Genomic DNA, 16,060 nt, shown 5'->3' with positions numbered 1-16,060 from the left:
AACAAAAAGTGATGGCGTTTTTTTTATTAATAAATAGAGGTCGTATCTTTAGACGTATTCTCTAAAATTTCTTTTACTCTGGCAAGGAATCTGCCGCACACTAAACCATCAAGCACACGATGATCAAGAGACATGCATATGTTCACCATATCGCGCACCGCGATCATGCCATTGTTCATCACAACAGGTCGTTTTACGATGGATTCCACCTGAAGAATGGCCGCCTGCGGATAGTTGATAATCCCCATTGACTGGACAGATCCAAATGAACCTGTATTGTTTACTGTAAAGGTTCCGCCTTTCATTTCATCTGCAGATAGCTTCCCTGTGCGGACCTTGCCTGCAAGTTCTGAAATTTCACGGCCTATGCCTTTGATTGTTTTTTCATCAGCATGTTTAATCACGGGAACATACAATGCATCTTCTGTTGCAACCGCAATTGAGATATTGATGTCTTTCTTCTGAATAATACTCTCACCCGCCCACATTGAATTGATCTGCGGGAATTCTTTTAATGCTTGTGCGACAGCTTTGACGAAAAACGCAAAGAAGGTTAGATTAAATCCTTCTTTTTGCTTGAATTCTGTCTTGATTGTATTGCGGTATTCAACCAGATTGGTTGCATCCACTTCAATCATCGTCCAGGCATGAGGCGCCTCGTGTTTGCTCCGCAGCATGTTAGAAGCAATCGCTTTGCGGATGCCGGTAACAGGAATTTCAATATCTCCAGGCTGTGCAGAAACAGATGCAGCAGGAGCTGATTGTGCAGTTTTCTGCGCTGCAGCTGCAGGTGCATTTTGCTCGATGGCTGCTTTAGCTGGCGATTCTTGTACAGCAGCACTGCCATTCCCTGCTGATGAAGGGATATTTCCGCTCTCAATGATTTGCTGCAGGTCTTTTCTTGTAATTCTGCCGCCGGCGCCTGTACCTGCAACCTGTTCTAGATCGATGTTGTTTTCCTGTGCTAAACGCAGGACAGCAGGGGAATATCGTTTCTTGTTTGATTGGTCTGTTTGCTCTGCAGGCTCTGCTTTTTGTGTTTGCTCGGAAGCTGATGAAACTGGTGCGTTTGCTGCTTTAGCATCTTCACTTCCTCCGCCGACGTCAACTTTACAAATGATTTCTCCGACAGCAAGCGTGTCGCCTTCATCTGCAACCAATTCTTTGATTACGCCTGTAAATGAAGATGGAACCTCTGCATTTACTTTATCAGTCATAACCTCAGCAATTGGATCATATTTGTTTACAGTATCACCGACTGATACAAGCCATTTGCTGATGGTGCCTTCTGTTACACTTTCCCCAAGCTGGGGCATTGTCATCTGTTCAACTGCCATGTCTGTTCCCTCCTCAAATGAAAATCTTATTTAAAATTCAGCAAGCTTCCGCATAGCCGCTTCTACTTTATCTGGATTGATCATAAAATATTTTTCCATTGTCGGAGCATATGGCATTGCCGGCACATCAGGCCCTGCAAGACGCATGATTGGCGCATCCAAATCAAACAGGCAGTTTTCAGCGATGATGGCTGACACTTCGCTCATGATGCTTCCTTCTTTGTTGTCTTCTGTCAGCAGGAGCACTTTTCCTGTTTTAGAAGCGGCTTCAATAATTGCTTCTTTATCCAGCGGATATACTGTGCGCAAATCAAGAATATGCGCTGAAATCCCGTCCTGCGCAAGCTTTTCTGCAGCTTGAAGGGCAAAATGCACGCAAAGGCCGTAGGTGATGATTGTAAGATCTTCCCCTTCACGCTTCACATCGGCTTTACCGATCGGCAGTACATAATCATCATCCGGAACCTCGCCTTTGATGAGGCGGTAAGCTCTTTTATGTTCAAAAAACAGTACTGGATCATCGTCTCTGATTGCAGCCTTTAAGAGTCCTTTTACATCATAAGGTGTTGAAGGCATGACAATTTTAAGACCAGGCTGATTGGCAAATAATGATTCGACCGATTGAGAGTGATAGAGAGCGCCATGCACACCTCCGCCATAAGGAGCACGGATTGTAATCGGGCAATTCCAATCATTGTTTGAACGATAGCGGATTTTGGCAGCCTCTGAAACGATTTGATTGACTGCAGGCATTATAAAGTCCGCAAATTGCATTTCTGCGATTGGTCTCATTCCGTACATGGCTGCGCCAATCCCCACACCTGCAATCGCTGATTCTGCAAGCGGAGTATCAATGACGCGCTCTTCTCCAAACTTGTCGTACAATCCGGCAGTTGCTTTAAAAACTCCGCCTTTTTTGCCTACATCTTCCCCAAGCACGAAAACTTTTGGATCACGTTCCATCTCTTCACGAATCGCCAACGTGACAGCATCTATATAAGAAATGACTGGCATTGTTCTTCCCCCTTACTCTGCGTATACGTATTTAAGTGCTGACTCTGCTTCTGCATAAGGTGCACTTTCTGCGTAATCTGTTGCTTCATTAACAACCTTCATGATCGCGTCATGAATTTCTTTTTCCTTCTCATCTGTCATGACGCCAGTTTCTTTTAAATAAGCGGCAAATTTTAAGATAGGATCATTTTTCTTAGCTTCTGATACTTCTTCCTGGCCGCGATATGAACGATCATCGTCATCACTTGAGTGAGGAGTCAGACGGTATGAGATTGCTTCTATCAGGGTAGGGCCCTCTCCGCGGCGGCCTCTGTCTGCAGCTTCTTTTACGGCCTGATACACTTCAAGCGGATCATTTCCATCCACTGTAAAGCCAGGCATACCATACCCAATCGCACGATCTGAAATCTTCTCGCATGCAACTTGTTTTTCATACGGAACACTGATTGCGTATTTATTATTTTCACACATGAAAATAACAGGCAGCTTATGTACTCCTGCAAAATTTGCTCCTTCATGGAAATCTCCCTGATTTGAAGAGCCTTCCCCGAATGTAACAAATGTAACAAGATCCTTTTTCTCCATTTTGCCCGCAAGAGCAATTCCAACCGCATGCGGCACTTGAGTCGTAACCGGTGATGAGCCTGTCACAATCCGGTTTTCTTTTTGTCCAAAGTGACCGGGCATTTGACGGCCTCCTGAGTTTGGATCTTCAGCTTTTGCAAATCCGGAAAGCATCAATTGCTTTGCCGTCATGCCAAACGCAAGCACGACACCCATATCACGGTAATAAGGAAGAGCATAGTCTTTTTTGCGGTCAAGTGCAAATGCAGCACCAACCTGAGCCGCTTCCTGTCCCTGACATGAAATCACGAATGGAATTTTCCCTGAACGGTTGAGCAGCCACATGCGTTCATCGATTTTGCGCGCCATGACCATTGTTTCATACATTTCAAGAACTTCTTGATCAGATAAGCCAAGTGTTTTATGACGATTTTCAGCCATCATTTTGCCTCCTTAAAAATCAATATGTAAGGGACATGATCCCTTTAAGAATGGATTGCTTTCCCATCAACTGCAAGTGCCGCTTCACCAATTGCTTCAGACAGAGTTGGATGAGGATGTATGGTTTGTCCAATTTCCCATGGTGTTGCATCAAGCACCATTGCAAGTCCTGCTTCAGAAATCATATCCGTTACATGCGGTCCAATCATATGAACACCCAGGAGATCATCTGTAGCAGCATCGGCAATTAATTTGACAAACCCATCGGATTCCCCAAAAACAAGCGCTTTGCCGATCGCACGGAATGAAAATTTACCTGTTTTCACTTCAAATCCCGCTTCTTTCGCTTCTTCTTCTGTATAGCCGACACTTGCAATTTCAGGTGTGCTGTATACACATCTTGAAACTTTTTTATAATCAATTGCAGAAGGAATATGTCCGGCAATATGCTCAACTGCCGTAATGCCCTCATGTGAAGCCACATGTGCAAGCTGAAGTCCGCCTATAACATCACCAATCGCATAAATATGTGATTCTTTCGTCTGCATAAATTGATTGGTCTTAATGAAGCCATTTTCAAGCTGAATATCTGTATTTTCAATTCCGATGCCCTCAACATTTGCCTGACGTCCGACAGATACAAGAATTTTTTCAGCAGAGAATATCTTCACTTCCCCTTTATGTTCAGCACTGATAGAAACAGCTTCTCCTTTTTCAAGGGTTTCAGACAGCACTTTAGCCCCTGTTACAAGGTTAATGCCTTTTTTCTTAAGCAAGCGCTGCATTTCTTTGGATATTTCAGCATCTTCAGTAGGCAGAATCCGTTCTGCATACTCAAGTACAGTTACCTCAAGTCCAAAATCAGACAGCATGGATGCCCACTCTATTCCAATTACTCCTCCGCCCACAATGATAATTGATTTGGGCAGCGATTCAAGCGCAAGTGCTTCATCTGACGTTAAAACAGATTCACCGTCAATTTCAAGGCCAGGCAGACTGCGCGGTCTTGATCCTGTAGAGACAATCACATTTTTAGGAATCAGCATTTCATTCTCTTCGCCGTTATTCATTTCAACAGAAATGGTTCCAGGCATCGGGGAGAAAATAGAAGGTCCCAAAATGCGGCCTGTTCCCTCATAGACATCGATTTTTCCCTGCTTCATTAAATGCTGGACACCTTTATGCAGACTATCAATAATTGATTGTTTGCGCTCTTGAACCTTCGTGAAATCGAGCTCAACACCTGATGTAATGACGCCAAACTCTTCGCTTCTTTTCGCTGTAGCAAACACTTCCGCACTTCTAAGCAGCGCTTTGCTTGGAATACATCCGGCATGAAGGCATGTGCCTCCCAGTTTTCCTTTTTCAACAATCGCTGTTTTTAAGCCAAGCTGGCTTGCGCGGATCGCGGCTACATATCCGCCTGTTCCGCCGCCTACAATGACGAGATCATAATCTGTTGCCATACTGATGCTCCTCTCTTTTAAACCTGGTTGTAAATCTTAGAATCCACTTTTTTATTCGGATATTCCTTCGCTTCTTCTTCTCCGCGGAGAACGCGAAGAGCCCCTTCGGTTAAAGCCTGAAGCTCATTTTCGCCCGGGAAGACATTCACATCTGCGATCCAATCAATGTAGGATGAAATTTCTTTTACGAATTTTTTCCCGTAGGCAAGGCCGCCAGTAAGAATGATAGCATCTACTTTCCCTTTTAAAACGGCGCTTGCTGCACCAATTTCTTTACCGATCTGATAAGCCATGGCATCAAATACAAGTTTGGCCTTTTGATCGCCTGCAGAAATCATGCGTTCAACCTTCTGGCCGTCATTGGTGCCAAGATACCCGACCAGCCCGCCTTTTCCAACAAGCATTTTCATAACTTCCTCTCGATAATAGTCACCTGAATAACAAAGGTTCACTAAATCACCTGCAGGAACAGTGCCTGCCCGTTCAGGACTGAATGGACCATCTCCGTGGAGTCCGTTATTGACATCAATGACTTTTCCAAGCCTGTGTACACCGACTGTAATCCCGCCGCCCATATGAGCCACAATCAGGTTCATTTCGCCGTATTTTTTGCCATACTGCTGAGCTACTTTCCTCGCAACGGATTTTTGGTTTAAAGCATGAAAAATACTTTTTCGTTCAATTGATGGAATTCCAGATACTTTTGCGATTGTCTCCATTTCATCTACAACCACTGGATCCACAATAAAAGAAGGTATATTTAGTCCGCCAGCAATTTCAAATGCGATGATGCCTCCCAAATTGGAAGCATGCTGCCCTGCATAACCGATGCGGAGATCGTTGAGCATTTGTTCATTTACATGGTATGTTCCGCCCTCTATCGGACGAAGCAGACCGCCTCTTCCGCATACCGCGCTTAATTTAGAGATATTTATGCCCTCTTCATCAAGCGTTTCAAGAATGGTTTGTTTTCTGAATTCATATTGATCAATAATACTGTTAAAAGCATTTATTTTGTCTGTATCATGACGGATTGTTTTTTCAAAAATCGATCGTTCATTATCAAATACACCAATTTTCGTCGAAGTCGAACCCGGGTTTATGACGAGAATCCGATATTCTTTTTCTTGCAACTTCTAAAACCTCCATATATGAGAAAGATCAGACAGCGCACCAACACACTGTCTTCTTAATCTCTTCTCAAAAAATTGCCTATTAGCGGCGGCTTAAAATATGATGTCCATTTTGCAGAAACTGGCTGCGGGAATTTCTCATTCTTTCAATACGCTCTTCCGCTAAACGATCAGCTGCCGCATATGTAGGGATGCCGTCGCGTTTTGCAATTTCAAATACACGTTCAATATTTTGATAAATGCCTTCTACTTTTTTCATCGCTCTTTCGCTGTTGTATCCAAGAAGCTCATCCGCTACGTTAATTACGCCGCCGGCATTAATGACATAGTCTGGTGCATAAGCAATTCCCATTTCATGAATCGTATCGCCATGGCGAGTTTCTCTTAACTGGTTATTTGCGGCACCCGCAATGACCTTAGCTTTGATTTGAGGGATCGTATCGTCATTAATAGTAGCTCCAAGTGCGCACGGTGCATAAATATCGCATTCCACTCCGTAAATTTCATCTGGATCTACAGCTTTAGCTCCGAAAGCTTCAACTGCTCTTTGAACCGCTTCTTTATTAATATCTGTCACAATCAGCTGTGCGCCTTCTTCGTGCAAATGTCTGCAGAGGTTGAATGCAACGTTGCCGACACCTTGAACTGCCACAGTCTTGCCTTCTAATGAATCTGTGCCGAACGCAGCTTTTGCAGCAGCTTTCATTCCGCGGTATACGCCGAACGCCGTTACAGGAGACGGATTTCCTGAAGATCCGAAAGCAGGTGAAATACCTGTTACATAATTGGTTTCTTCGTGGATTAAATCCATGTCTTCAACAGTGGTGCCGACATCTTCAGCAGTAATATAACGGCCGTTAAGTCCTTGAATGTAGCGGCCGAAAGCCCGGAACATTTCTTCGTTTTTATCTTTGCGGGGATCACCGATGATAACTGTCTTTCCTCCGCCAAGGTTTAATCCTGCTGCTGCATTTTTGTAAGTCATGCCTTTGGCTAAACGAAGAGCATCTTCAATCGCATCAGCTTCTGAAGCATAAGTCCACATGCGCGTGCCGCCAAGTGCAGGTCCTAAAGTTGTATCATGAATCGCGATAATTGCTTTTAGCCCTGATTGTTTATCTTGGCAAAATACCAATTGCTCATAATCATATTGTTCCATATATTTGAAGATTTCCATGTGTAATTCCTCCTAAAGTTCTTTTCAATTTCATTTTGAGTTTGTCTCTTAACTAGAACAGATCGCCAAAGCTAGAGAGTACAGCTTGCTTTCAGCTGAATCAGCACGGCTTGTTAAGACAATCGGTGCTTTTGCACCTGCAATGATGGCTCCTACTTTTGCGTTCGCAAAATACATAAGCGATTTATATAAAACATTGCCAACTTCAATGGTTGGTACTAAAAGAATATCAGCCTGTCCTGCGACTTCACTTGTAATGCCTTTATGCTCTGCAGCATCTAATGAAACAGCATTATCAAGTGCAAGCGGGCCATCAACGATACAGTCTTTTATCTGCCCTCTTCTGTTCATTTGGGTGAGAGCAGCTGCATCGAGCGTCGCCTGCATGGAAGGATTTATAACTTCAACAGCTGCAAGAGGCGCTACTTTTGGAAGATCTATTCCAATCTTCTTTGCAACCATGACAGAATTTGCAAGAATCTGCTTTTTCTGCTCCAGATCTGGTGCAAGATTCATCGCTGCATCTGTTACAATCGTGTATCTGTCGTAGCCCGGCACTTCAAAAACAGCTACATGCGATAGAATTTTGCCTGTGCGAAGTCCATATTCCTTGTTTAAAACCGCCTTTAGAATAATGGCAGTAGGAACATTTCCTTTCATTAAAACGTCCGCTTCATTTTGAAAGACAGCTTTAACAGCAAATTCTGCAGCTTGTTCAACAGATCTTGCATGTATAATTTTAACCTTTTCAGAATGAGCACTTCTTTCTTGAAGCATGATTTCAATTTCTTCTTTATTTCCGAACAAAATAAATTCTGCCAGTCCCCGTTCTGAAGCTTCCAATACTGCTTCAAGCACTTCTGGATCTTCAGCAGAGGCCACTGCCACGGTTTTGTTCTCAAGCTGGGCTGCTTTTTCTAGCAGGTCTTCTAAGTTCATCGTGTTTTCAACCCCTTCAAGATGTATTCACAGCACCCGTTATTTTATAATGCAAGAAGCGTGCCAACATAAAAACTTGTAAACGCTTCATTTTGGCGGGCATAAAACATGCAACTTGTTTCATACCGTGCAAATAATTGCGTGCATTACTTTGCAAGATTGTATTTTTCTATTTTATAATACAGGTTTCTAAGCGAAATACCTAATGAAAGGGCGGTTTTTGTCCGATTAAAATGATGCTTGTTCAATGCCTCTCTTATTAGTACTTCTTCTAGCTGTTCGATTGATTCTGCAAGAGTTCGATTATCGCTGCCTTCTAAAGAATAAGCTATTACACCGGACTTTTTTTCATCATCCTGTGAGAGTTCGGGCAAATGCTGGGCAGAAATTTCAGTTTCATTGTATTTCATAAAAATCATTGCTCTTCCTAGAACATTTTCAAGCTCTCTTACATTACCGGGCCAGCTGTGCGCAACAAGCATGTCCAAAGCAGAGTCATCAATCCCTTCAATACTTCTGCCATAGTCCTGATTCAATTTCCTGATAAGGTGCAGAGCAAGCATTGGAATATCACTTTTCCGGTTCCTGAGAGGAGGGATCGAAATCGGATACCGATTTAAGCGGTAATACAAATCTTCACGAAAGGTGCCGTCAGCCATTGCTTTTTCAATATTTATATTTGTTGCAGCAATAACTCTTACATTGATTGGAATGGATTTCGTTGAACCGACGCGGACAATTTCTTTTTCCTGCAGCACACGGAGCAATTTTGCCTGAACATTTGCCGAAAGCTCGCCAATTTCATCAAGAAAAATGCTCCCTTTGTTGGCTTCTTCAAAAAAACCTCTTTTTCCGCCCCTTTTTGCTCCCGAAAAAGCCCCTTCTTCATAGCCGAATAGCTCGCTTTCAAGCAGCGTTTCTGAAATAGCGGCACAATTCACACGGATAAATTTGTTGTACTTCCGGTCACTTGCATTATGGATCGCATGGGCGAATAATTCTTTTCCTGTTCCAGATTCTCCTCTCAAAAGAACCGTCGCAGGTGTTTTAGCCCCGAGCTTCGCCTGTTCAATCGCAAGTTTGATCTCTTCGCTTCCACCGATAATATCTTCAAAAGCATACTTTGCTTCAAGTGTTCTGATAATTTGCCTTGCTCTGTGCAATTCTGTCGTTAAAGTCTGGATCTCGGACATATCATGAATAATGCCCACACTTCCTTTTAGGATCCCATCAACAATGATTGGAGCTACATTTACAATTACGTCTTTCTTGCCAGGGCCAACCTTCATCCGCACGCCTCTGACAGGCCTTCTCGTTTCAAGCACCTTCATATGCATGCTTTCACCCTCAGATATATCAGCCGTCGCAGGCTTTCCCAGCACTTGTTCTTCAGTCAGGCCAGTCATTCTTGAATAGGCAGGGTTGATCAAAATTCCCCGTCCTTCCTCATCTACAACAGTTATGGCCTCGTCAGATGACTGGATGATCGCTTGAAGAAGGGTTTGAATCTCCTTTAAGTTCGTCATTTCTTCAGCAAGGTTCACAATATCGGTAATATCTTTAAACAAGGAAAGGGCGCCGAGCAGTGTTCCCGAGTCATCAAATATCGGGATTCTTGTCGTAATAATTTTAAGGCCATTTTCAAGCACCTGTTCTTGATTCATTTCCACTTCTTTTGTTTTCAGAATCCTTGGAAGTCTGCTTGAAGGAATCATCTCTTCAATAAGACGGCCAATTACATCTCCCTTTTTTAACCCGGTCATCCGCTCTGCCGTTTTATTGAAAAGAATCAGCCGTTCTTTATCATCGATGACGATCATGCCGTCATTTGTTGAATCAAAAATAGTTTCATGCTTATGTGTAATATCTTTTAAAGCTGTAATTAAATCTTCTTTCTGATTGATCAGATTGGAAATAATATGTGCGACACTTCCAGGGATAATGACCGTATTTCTGCTTCTGCACTGCAGCAGATCCTCAAATACCTCATTGCTCCCTGTTGCCTCGATCACAATATTGATTTGATCCGACAGCAGCGGCTTCCATTCAGAGCTTGTCAAAATGCCAAGCTTTTTTGCTAGCTGCATACCTGGCGCATCCGCTTTAATGTCCACAACTGCCATAATTTCCATCGCTTTTATTTCTAAGAGCATTTTTAGCAGCGTTGTCCCGCCTTTACCCGCACCTACCAGCAAGACCTTTTGCATATTGATAACCCCTTATCGTTTTTTATATGTAAAAAATGGTTTTGAATAATTTGTGCAAAATTTTGCACGGTTTTATCATATCATTTTTTGTTCACTTGACAAATTGTTTTTTTCGTTGAACAATTTAATAAGACGAAGGGGAAAGGAATAAAAAAATGATACGTATTTTCGCTTTATTAATCATGGTCATTCCCGGAGTTTTGGCCGGCTACGGCATTAAATTAATGCGGGATATGCTCTTTGGCATTCTTCAGGCTCCTTTTCCAAACCTAGGGCTGCAATTCACTGCCGGACTGCTTTTATTTATAGGCGGATTAAGTTTTGTCGCAGGGTTTATTTTTTACCGTGACCGCAAACGAAATAAAGTGCAGAAAAAATTCCAGAAAAATAAAAGAACCCCGTTAGTTTAAGATAAACGGGGTCAAATTATTTCTTTTTTAAGCAATAAAGCCTTTTCAGGATAATCCGTGAAAAATCCTGCACACTCTGATTTAAAAAGCATTCGCATTGTTGTTTCATCGTTGACTGTAAACGGGCGCACCCTAATCCCATTAGCCTGAGATTGGAAGATCACGTTCTGATCAGCCGAATAATGGATTGGATGAATTCCGCTGGCTGAAAATGTTTTGGCATAATTCCATGGTTCAAATAACCTCTCGCTTATAAGGGCTGCTGTTTCCAGTTCAGATGAGATCCTATGACACGTCATCAGACTGTCATGATTAAAGGAAGAGAGAATGACGCGATTTTGCATGTTATGAGTGAAAATCTGCTGTATCACTTTTTCTTCAAGGTTTTCATATTGAATCCGATCGTTTTTCAATTCGATATTCACCTGAAAATTAGATGTGCTGCTCCACGAAAGCACTTCTTCAAGAGACGGGACAGATGCTATCCCTGAGTAATCAGGAAAGCAGCAGCATGCATCCAATGTTTTAAGCTGCGAAAAAGTTAAGTCTTTTACAAAACCATTGCCATTTGTTGTACGATCAACCGTTTCATCATGAATAACAACAGGAACTCCATCCTTCGTAAGGTGAACATCAAGTTCAATTCCATCAGCACCACAATCAATCGCCGCTTTAAAAGAAGCCATTGTATTCTCAGGATATGTACCTGCAGCACCACGGTGCCCAAATATTTTAGTCATATGCATCACCTGTATCCATTATTTTTAGAAAGGAGCATAGAAGAGCTATGAGACCGCTACCGATATCCGCTGAAACAGCGATAAAGCTTTCAGAAGAACTAAACGTGCCGATTGAACAGATTATGCATATGCCACAGCATATCCTTTTAGCTAAGCTTGCTGAAATGCAGAATAAAAAAGACAATGAAGAGTAAACAGAAAAGAACCCAATTTTCACTTGATTGGGTTCTTTTTTATGTTGATGCAGCTTCTAAGATTCTAGCTCTCTCAAGAAGCTTTATGCTCTAAACGCAATTTGTCAGCGACCATTGCGATGAATTCAGAATTCGTCGGTTTCGCTTTAGACATGCTTACTGTATATCCGAACAAAGAGGAAATTGATTCAATATTCCCACGGCTCCATGCTACTTCAATTGCATGGCGGATCGCACGCTCGACACGGCTTGCTGTCGTGTTATATTTTTTGGCAATATCAGGGTACAGCACTTTTGTAATCGACCCAAGCAATTCGATATCGTTATATACCATCGAAATGGCTTCTCTTAAATATAAATAGCCTTTGATGTGGGCAGGAACGCCAATTTCATGAATAATGCTCGTAATGTTCGCATCAAGGTTTCTTCCTTTATTTTCGGACTGGGATCTGAGAGAGGAGTTTGATCTTGAAAGAATCGGAGCTGCTGATTTTCCGCTTACTTGACGAATGTGATTAACCAGGTTTTCCATATCAAAAGGTTTTAAGATGAAATAAGATGCACCAAGATCAACAGCTTTCTTTGTCACATCTTCCTGCCCGAATGCTGTAAGCATGATGACATTCGGCTGTTTGGATTTTTCCATCTCTCTCACTTTTTCTAAAACAGCCAGTCCATCCAGATGAGGCATGATAATGTCAAGAACCAAAACATCCGGATCTTTATCCTTTAACATATTCAGACACTCTTGTCCGTTGTATGCAATACCAAGCACTTCCATGTCTTCCTGACTTGAAATAAATTCATCCAAAAGCCCCACAAGCTCCCGATTATCATCAACGACACACACTTTTATTTTCTTCAATTAAGCTTCCTCCTCAGTCTTCATTTCCCGCTTAAATCGATAGTATCTCTATACATCATTCTAAATGAGAATTTCGACAATGCAACAAAAATTCCTCTTATTTTTTTAAAAAATACCAAAAAAATGAAATATCTAAATTCTTCTTCAATTCGCTCCCGTTTTCGACGTTTTACGCTATTTATCTTTTCCAAAGTTAAACAGTTTTGTCGAAAAATCTTCTTTCGTCTATTTTACCTAATAATAGACGATAAATAAAGCCAAAAAAATAGCTGTTAAGAAACTTGTCTCAACAGCTAATTCATCAGCTCGCTTTTTTTGCATCGTTATGATAGATATCAATACCCGCTTCACTCAGCATCCACTCAATATGAACACCATAGCCTGAAGTTGGGTCATTTACGAAAACATGTGTGACTGCTCCGATCACTTTTCCATTTTGAATAATAGGACTTCCGCTCATTCCCTGAACAATACCTCCGGATTTTGCCAAAAGCGCCGGGTCGGTAATTTTTATGACCATCCCTTTAATCGCAGGAAATTTTTGAGGAGTGGAACTGACGATTTCTACATCAAATTCTTCTACTTTGTCCTTGTCGACCACTGTTAAAATGTGAGCAGGACCTTCTTTTACTTCGTTTGATAAAGCAATTGGCATCGGCTTATCATAAAGTCCATTTGCCATGTCCTCATTTAGCTTTCCAAAGATTCCAAAGGGGCTGTTTCTTGTAATATTCCCGATTACATGACGATCGCTTGAAAATCTTGCAAGCTTTTCACCGGGATTCCCGTTGCTTCCTTTTTCAATCGATGTCACTGTTGATCTTACGACTTGCCCATCCTGTACGACAATCGGTTTTTTCGTATCCATATCAGAAATAACATGTCCAAGTGCTCCGTATTTTTTTGAATTTGGATCATAAAAAGTCATGGTCCCAATTCCTGCTGCGGAATCACGTATATATAAACCAATTCGGTAAGCACGTTCATTTTCATCTTTCAAAGGAACTAATTTTGTTTCAATTTCTTTATTCTCTCTGGATATCACTAAATCAAGCGGTTTGCCTGTTTTTCCGGCATCCTGTATGAATGGCGTTACATCACTCATACTCTCGACAGTGGAACCATTTATTTTCTTAATAATGTCTCCTACCCTGACACCTGCAATTTCACCGGGCGACTTTTTGCCTTCTGCTGTTTTAATTTGATGATGACCTACAACAAGAACACCAAGCGTATTCAGCTTCACTCCGATTGATTGGCCGCCTGGGATGATTTTAAAATCCTCAAGCACTTTTACATCGACTTTTTTGATGGGAATTCCCGCTAAATCAAATACTATTTCACCAACTCCGCTTTGCTTTCCTTCAATCTGAAGGGATTCAGCACCGGTCTTAATTGAAAAAACCTGTTTTGAATCGGCAGCTTTTGCACCAGCCTGCAGAGATGTTTCCATTGATAATTGCTGATTTTCAAATACGGTTAAAGAATTTGGCAATTGAATGTATTCTTTAACAGGTTTTACAAATCCTAAACTCATTAAAGAAACAAGGAGAATACAACCAATTATTTTTCTAATTTTATCAAAGCCCAAATATACACACTCTCCTCGCTCCTTACACCACACCAATACATCGGCTACATTCATTAATTTTGCCTTCTGAAGGCTCATTTATAACTGATATTAAAAGAAAATGTTGCTGTTTTGATGTATAACCCGTGTAACGCTCAAAAATAAGGAAGCGAATTGAATGGTCAGCCGCGGTAAATCGCCCATATGCTTGATTTGACGTAAAAAAATGCAAAAAAATACTGCCGGTGATGGCAGTATTTATAAGCTCTTGACCGTATCAGCAAGAGCAAGCAGCTCTTTTGCGTGCTGTTTTGTTAAATCTGTTACTTCAACGCCGGCGATCATCCTGCCGACCTCTTTTATTTTTTCTTCTTCAAGAAGTGGTTTTACACTTGTTTTGGTTCTTCCTTTAACCGTTTCTTTTGATATAAAAAGATGTGTGTCTGCCATTGCGGCAACTTGTGGAAGGTGTGTTATGCAAAGGACCTGTGACCCGACAGAAACTTTGTAAATTTTTTCAGCAATTGCCTGTGCAACCCGTCCGCTTACACCTGTGTCCACCTCATCAAAAATAATGGATGTGACACCCTGGTGCTTTGAAAAGATGCTTTTCATGGCAAGCATAATCCTTGAGAGCTCTCCGCCGGAAGCAATTTTTGAGAGCGGTTTTAATGGTTCACCAGGATTTGTCGATAAGTAAAATTCCGTTTCATCTACGCCATTTTCTCCAAATTTAGCAGGTACACCCTCAATTTCAGGCGCATCTTTGCTACCTTCCCTTATGCCAAAAACAACCTCAAATTTTGTTTTTTCCATATACAGTTCTTTCAGCTCCCGCTGAATTTGTTTTGTCAGCTCAGCGGCGCTTTTTTTCCGGACAGCTGTCACATTTTTTGCTTCAACGATCAGATCTTTTACCAGGCTGTCAAGCTCATTTTTCAGCTTGAACAAATGACTGTCGCGGTTTTGAATCGTGTCAATTTCTTCTTCTATGGCTGCTGCGTATTCGAGGATTTCTTCTACATCCTGTCCGTATTTTCTCTTAAGGTGAGTAATTTCCCCCAGCCGTGTCTCGATTTCATTCAAGCGCTCAGGATCGAATTCCAATTGATCAAGCTCATTTCGTATCTGAAAAGATAAATCCTCAAGCATATAATAACAGTTTGACATGGTTTCAGACATTTCTTTCAGCGGCTCATTTATAGCTGATACTTCTTCTAATTGACTCATGGAATGACCGATATAATCGAGGCCTCTCTGCTCGCCGTGCAATGAATTATAACTGTTTTGAAGGGATTCAAATATTTTTTCAAAGTTGGATATTTGGCTTTTTTCTTCCATCAGCCTTTCATCTTCTTTGATTTTTAAATCTGCTTTTTCAATTTCTTCAAGCTGAAACTGAATCAAGTCAAGCCTATGGGCCATTTCCTGTTCATTTTCAGACAGCTGTTTTATTTTTTTCACAAGCTTAGCGTATGTATCGTAAATTTCTCTGTAAGAAGCAAGTGCATGATTGATTTTTCCCGAGCCGAACTGATCGAGGAGCTTCCAGTGGTTTTCTTCGTTCATCAGCTCCTGATTGTCATGCTGTCCATGAATATCAATAATCATTTGTCCAATTTCTCTAAGAATCCCTATGGTGACAAGCTTCCCGTTAATACGGCAGATGCTTTTTCCCGAGGATGAAATGTCGCGTCTTAAAACAATCATTCCGTCGCTCGTATCGATTCCAAAATCATTGCACCTGTCTATACAGGGGTGTTTTTCATCATCAAGTAAAAAAAGACCCTCTAATTCAGCACGTTTCTCTCCGTAACGAACAAATTCAGATGAGCCTCTTCCGCCGACAAGCAAATGAACGGCATCAATGATAATCGATTTACCTGCCCCGGTTTCTCCAGTTAAGACGGTCAGCCCTTTCTCAAAGGAAACCGTCAATGATTCGATAATTGCAAAGTTTTTTATTGAAAGTTCCGCTAACACAGCGCCGGATCCCCCCTTAA

General features: G+C 41.7%; 14 protein-coding genes. 2 read left to right on the top strand and 12 right to left on the bottom strand.

Going from position 1 to position 16,060, the window contains the following annotated elements:
- Positions 1-26: 26 nt before the first annotated feature.
- The 8 genes from ABEQ24_RS11245 to ABEQ24_RS11210 form a co-directional block, all read right to left on the bottom strand.
- On the bottom strand, positions 27-1,337 hold the full coding sequence (locus ABEQ24_RS11245; protein ID WP_430006875.1) for a dihydrolipoamide acetyltransferase family protein: 1,311 nt from the start codon (positions 1,335-1,337) through the stop codon (positions 27-29).
- 30 nt (positions 1,338-1,367) lie between these two features.
- Positions 1,368-2,351: an alpha-ketoacid dehydrogenase subunit beta gene (locus tag ABEQ24_RS11240; protein ID WP_430006874.1), complete on the bottom strand. Its 984-nt coding sequence runs from the start codon at positions 2,349-2,351 to the stop codon at positions 1,368-1,370.
- A 12-nt stretch (positions 2,352-2,363) separates the two neighbouring features.
- Positions 2,364-3,356: a thiamine pyrophosphate-dependent dehydrogenase E1 component subunit alpha gene (locus tag ABEQ24_RS11235; RefSeq protein WP_430006873.1), complete on the bottom strand. Its 993-nt coding sequence runs from the start codon at positions 3,354-3,356 to the stop codon at positions 2,364-2,366.
- A gap of 44 nt (positions 3,357-3,400) precedes the next feature.
- The gene (lpdA, locus tag ABEQ24_RS11230) at positions 3,401-4,822 is read right to left on the bottom strand and encodes a dihydrolipoyl dehydrogenase (protein ID WP_430006872.1); all 1,422 of its coding nucleotides are present in this window, start codon (positions 4,820-4,822) and stop codon (positions 3,401-3,403) included.
- A 17-nt stretch (positions 4,823-4,839) separates the two neighbouring features.
- Positions 4,840-5,955 carry a butyrate kinase gene (gene buk, locus ABEQ24_RS11225; RefSeq protein ID WP_430006871.1) on the bottom strand — a complete coding sequence of 372 codons (1,116 nt, stop codon included), beginning with the start codon at positions 5,953-5,955 and terminating at the stop codon, positions 4,840-4,842.
- Between the two features lie 82 nt (positions 5,956-6,037).
- Positions 6,038-7,132, bottom strand: coding sequence for a branched-chain amino acid dehydrogenase (gene bcd, locus ABEQ24_RS11220; protein ID WP_430006870.1), 1,095 nt, complete (start codon positions 7,130-7,132; stop codon positions 6,038-6,040).
- 48 nt (positions 7,133-7,180) lie between these two features.
- The gene (gene yqiS / locus ABEQ24_RS11215; protein WP_430006869.1) at positions 7,181-8,071 is read right to left on the bottom strand and encodes a phosphate butyryltransferase; all 891 of its coding nucleotides are present in this window, start codon (positions 8,069-8,071) and stop codon (positions 7,181-7,183) included.
- Positions 8,072-8,217: 146 nt separating this feature from the next.
- The gene (locus ABEQ24_RS11210; RefSeq protein ID WP_430006868.1) at positions 8,218-10,278 is read right to left on the bottom strand and encodes a sigma 54-interacting transcriptional regulator; all 2,061 of its coding nucleotides are present in this window, start codon (positions 10,276-10,278) and stop codon (positions 8,218-8,220) included.
- 155 nt (positions 10,279-10,433) lie between these two features.
- Between ABEQ24_RS11210 and ABEQ24_RS11205 the strand changes: the two genes are divergently transcribed.
- The gene (locus tag ABEQ24_RS11205) at positions 10,434-10,688 is read left to right on the top strand and encodes a DUF2627 domain-containing protein (RefSeq protein ID WP_070876672.1); all 255 of its coding nucleotides are present in this window, start codon (positions 10,434-10,436) and stop codon (positions 10,686-10,688) included.
- Positions 10,689-10,699: 11 nt separating this feature from the next.
- On the opposite strand, the gene ABEQ24_RS11200 is transcribed toward ABEQ24_RS11205, so the two are convergent.
- On the bottom strand, positions 10,700-11,428 hold the full coding sequence (locus ABEQ24_RS11200) for a glycerophosphodiester phosphodiesterase (RefSeq protein ID WP_430006867.1): 729 nt from the start codon (positions 11,426-11,428) through the stop codon (positions 10,700-10,702).
- A 47-nt stretch (positions 11,429-11,475) separates the two neighbouring features.
- On the opposite strand from ABEQ24_RS11200, the gene ABEQ24_RS11195 reads away from it, so the two are divergent.
- A complete protein-coding gene (locus ABEQ24_RS11195) occupies positions 11,476-11,622 on the top strand; it encodes a YycC family protein (RefSeq protein ID WP_430006866.1) in 147 nt (48 codons plus the stop codon).
- Between the two features lie 73 nt (positions 11,623-11,695).
- On the opposite strand, the gene spo0A is transcribed toward ABEQ24_RS11195, so the two are convergent.
- From spo0A to recN, 3 genes are all read right to left on the bottom strand, one after another.
- On the bottom strand, positions 11,696-12,487 hold the full coding sequence (spo0A, locus tag ABEQ24_RS11190) for a sporulation transcription factor Spo0A (RefSeq protein ID WP_070876669.1): 792 nt from the start codon (positions 12,485-12,487) through the stop codon (positions 11,696-11,698).
- A 301-nt stretch (positions 12,488-12,788) separates the two neighbouring features.
- Complete coding sequence (spoIVB, locus tag ABEQ24_RS11185; RefSeq protein ID WP_430006865.1) at positions 12,789-14,132, bottom strand: SpoIVB peptidase; 1,344 nt, start codon at positions 14,130-14,132, stop codon at positions 12,789-12,791.
- A 183-nt stretch (positions 14,133-14,315) separates the two neighbouring features.
- Positions 14,316-16,040, bottom strand: a complete 1,725-nt coding sequence (gene recN, locus ABEQ24_RS11180; RefSeq protein ID WP_430006864.1) for a DNA repair protein RecN — start codon at positions 16,038-16,040, stop codon at positions 14,316-14,318.
- Positions 16,041-16,060 lie beyond the last annotated feature (20 nt).

The sequence above is a fragment of the Metabacillus idriensis genome (assembly GCF_050483325.1).
Lineage (GTDB): Bacteria > Bacillota > Bacilli > Bacillales > Bacillaceae > Bacillus_P > Bacillus_P idriensis_A.
This window is presented reverse-complemented; position numbering and strand designations above follow the sequence as displayed.

Excerpts from the sequence above, each read along its gene's own strand:
- ABEQ24_RS11205 (WP_070876672.1), top strand. The coding sequence starts at position 10,434 with ATGATACGTATTTTCGCTTTATTAATCATGGTCATTCCCGGAGTTTTG.
- ABEQ24_RS11200 (WP_430006867.1), bottom strand. The coding sequence starts at position 11,428 with ATGACTAAAATATTTGGGCACCGTGGTGCTGCAGGTACATATCCTGAG.
- bcd (WP_430006870.1), bottom strand. The coding sequence starts at position 7,132 with ATGGAAATCTTCAAATATATGGAACAATATGATTATGAGCAATTGGTA.
- lpdA (WP_430006872.1), bottom strand. The coding sequence starts at position 4,822 with ATGGCAACAGATTATGATCTCGTCATTGTAGGCGGCGGAACAGGCGGA.
- ABEQ24_RS11235 (WP_430006873.1), bottom strand. The coding sequence starts at position 3,356 with ATGGCTGAAAATCGTCATAAAACACTTGGCTTATCTGATCAAGAAGTT.
- ABEQ24_RS11240 (WP_430006874.1), bottom strand. The coding sequence starts at position 2,351 with ATGCCAGTCATTTCTTATATAGATGCTGTCACGTTGGCGATTCGTGAA.
- ABEQ24_RS11245 (WP_430006875.1), bottom strand. The coding sequence starts at position 1,337 with ATGGCAGTTGAACAGATGACAATGCCCCAGCTTGGGGAAAGTGTAACA.
- ABEQ24_RS11210 (WP_430006868.1), bottom strand. The coding sequence starts at position 10,278 with ATGCAAAAGGTCTTGCTGGTAGGTGCGGGTAAAGGCGGGACAACGCTG.
- ABEQ24_RS11195 (WP_430006866.1), top strand. The coding sequence starts at position 11,476 with ATGAGACCGCTACCGATATCCGCTGAAACAGCGATAAAGCTTTCAGAA.
- yqiS (WP_430006869.1), bottom strand. The coding sequence starts at position 8,071 with ATGAACTTAGAAGACCTGCTAGAAAAAGCAGCCCAGCTTGAGAACAAA.
- spoIVB (WP_430006865.1), bottom strand. The coding sequence starts at position 14,132 with ATGAATGTAGCCGATGTATTGGTGTGGTGTAAGGAGCGAGGAGAGTGT.